The organism is Bacteroidota bacterium, assembly GCA_018698135.1.
Classification (GTDB): Bacteria; Bacteroidota; Bacteroidia; order CAILMK01; family JAAYUY01; genus JABINZ01.
In genome coordinates this window covers 1-2,504 of record JABINZ010000272.1, presented here as the reverse complement: position 1 = coordinate 2,504, position 2,504 = coordinate 1, and the positions used below count along the sequence as shown (strand labels likewise).

General features: G+C 35.2%; 2 protein-coding genes. Both read left to right on the top strand.

Features of this window, described 5'->3' with window-relative positions; translation table 11 throughout:
* Nucleotides 1–427, top strand: a 427-nt coding sequence (locus HOG71_16760; protein MBT5992500.1) for a sensor histidine kinase, incomplete at its 5' end; no start/stop codon positions are given.
* A 2-nt stretch (nucleotides 428–429) separates the two neighbouring features.
* Nucleotides 430–2,504 (top strand): PAS domain S-box protein (locus tag HOG71_16755; protein ID MBT5992499.1); only part of this gene is annotated, 2,075 nt, incomplete at its 3' end.

The following is a 2,504-nucleotide window of genomic DNA, read 5'->3' as shown; positions in this document are numbered from 1 at the left end:
TAGCTTGTCGGATATTGACTTAAAAACATATCTATTAGAACTCGGTGGGACTATTTTTCAGAATTATTCCATCAGTAAGAAAGTACAATTTAAAGTCGAAGCAGAAAATATCATGATTGGTGCTAAACAGGCATCTCCGGTCGGATTGATTGTCAATGAGTTGATTACAAACTGTTTAAAATACGCTTTTCCAGGCGACCAAGAAGGTGAAATTCTCTTGGAACTTAAATCAAATAAAGAAAACGGGGTTGAACTGTCTGTTTCCGATAATGGGATTGGAATACCTGAAGGTTTTGATCTGAAAACTGCTGATAGCCTTGGCCTTAAATTGGTAAAATTGTTGGTTGAAAACCAGCTTGATGGATCAATAGAAATGGAAAATAACAACGGAATGAAATTCACAATAAAATTCAATATCGAAACCTAATCATGGAAAGTAAAAATACTTGGACTATTATAGCTCTGCTAGTTGTACTATTGGCGATTTATCTATCCTCATTCTATAATTTTCTGCTCTTCCATGCAATAGCCGAAACAATTAGCGTTCTCATCGCCGTAGGTGTTTTCTTTTTCGCTTGGAATTCAAGAGAATTCCTGAAAAATAACTACTTTTTATTCATTGGGATTGCTTATTTGTTTGTCGGCTCCATCGACATGGTTCATACATTCGCTTATAAAGGCATGGGAGTATTTACTGGGATTGATGCGAACCATCCAACTCAACTATGGATTGCTGCCCGATATCTGGAAAGTATATCATTGCTACTGGCATTTCTGTTCTTCAGGAGAAAGCTGAATCCCCACTTACTTTTTGCCGGTCTTCTTTTGATAACCTCGCTTATCCTTAGCTCAATATTCTATTGGGAAATCTTCCCGGACTGTTTTATTGTAGGATCAGGATTAACACCGTTTAAAATAGCCAGTGAATATATTATTTCACTGATTCTTCTTTCAGTTATTGCCCTCTTATATAAACATCGTGACGAGTTTGATTCAATCATATTCAGATTGTTGGTAGCATCAGTTATTTTAACCATATTCGCTGAGTTAGTATTTACTTTTTATGTGAGTGTGTTTGGTTTATCCAATTTGATTGGACATTTATTCAAGATTATCTCATTTTACCTGATTTATAAGGCAGTTATTAAAACGGGTCTGAAAAAACCGTACGATCTATTATTCAGAAATTTAAAACAGCATGAAGAAGAGTTGCAGAAAACAAACCTCGAACTAAATTTGGAAATTGCTGAACGAAAGCGTGGGCAGGAAATTGTTAAGGAAAGTGAAAATAAATACCGCCAAATGTTTGAGGATAATACAGCAATAAAACTGTTAATCGATCCTGAAAGTGGGTTAATCGTAAATGCAAATAAGGCAGCCCTGCAATTTTATGGCTATGAGGGGGAAGAATTAAGCCATATGAAAATTACGGACATTAATACCCTTTCCCCAGAAAAAGTAGCGGTTGAGATGCAGAACGCAAAATTGGAAAAACGAAAAGCTTTCAATTTTCAACATAGACTTGCATCAGGGCAGGTACGAGATGTTGAAGTTTATTCTGGGCCTATTGTCGATCAGGGAAAAACCTTACTTTATTCTATCATTCATGACATAAGCAAACGAAAACAAAACGAAAACAAATTAAAAGAAAGTGAAGAATTTTTCAGTCAAATGCTTGAACAATCTATTGTTAGCACTCAATTGCTTGATCCAGACGGAACCTGTGTTAGAGTAAATCCAAAATTTTGTGGATTGTTCGGGGTGGAATCTCAAAATATGGTTGGTTACAAAATTTTTGAAGATGAAGCAATTAAAGAATCAGATGCCTATGAACCTTTGCTAGACGTTTTTAACAATAAAAATTCACGCAGATGGCGTAATTCATTTGACATTTCTCTTGCATCAGAAAGTTCAGGTGTAAAAACAACGAAACCAGAAAGAGTTTACCTTGAGAATTTGAGTTATCCAATTTTAGATCAGGAAGGCAACCTTCAAAAGGTACTGATTCAACACAACGATATTACAGAACAAAAACAATCGGAAGAACAAATTAAAGCTTCCCTCAAAGAAAAAGAAACCCTCATTGATGAAATCCATCACCGGGTCAAGAATAATATAGCCATCATTGCCAGTTTACTTAAAATGCAATCTAATAGTATTGAAGATCCCCAAATCAAAGAAGTTCTAAAGGAGAGTCAAAATAGAGTATATGCGATGTCTGCAGTCCATGAGACATTACATGGATCAGATAACCTATCCCAAATTGATCTTAAGACCTATCTGTCCAAAGTAACAACCTCCATTTTTCAAACATATTCAATAAATCCAGACAAAGTAAAATTGAATATCAGTGTTGAAGAAATACCAATCAGCATTGATCAAGCCAATCCAATTGGTCTGGTCATTAACGAACTAATATCGAATTCATTGAAGTATGCTTTTCCTGATGAACGCAAAGGTGAAATAACTGTGAGCATGAAAAAACTGAATAAAGAACTGGAATT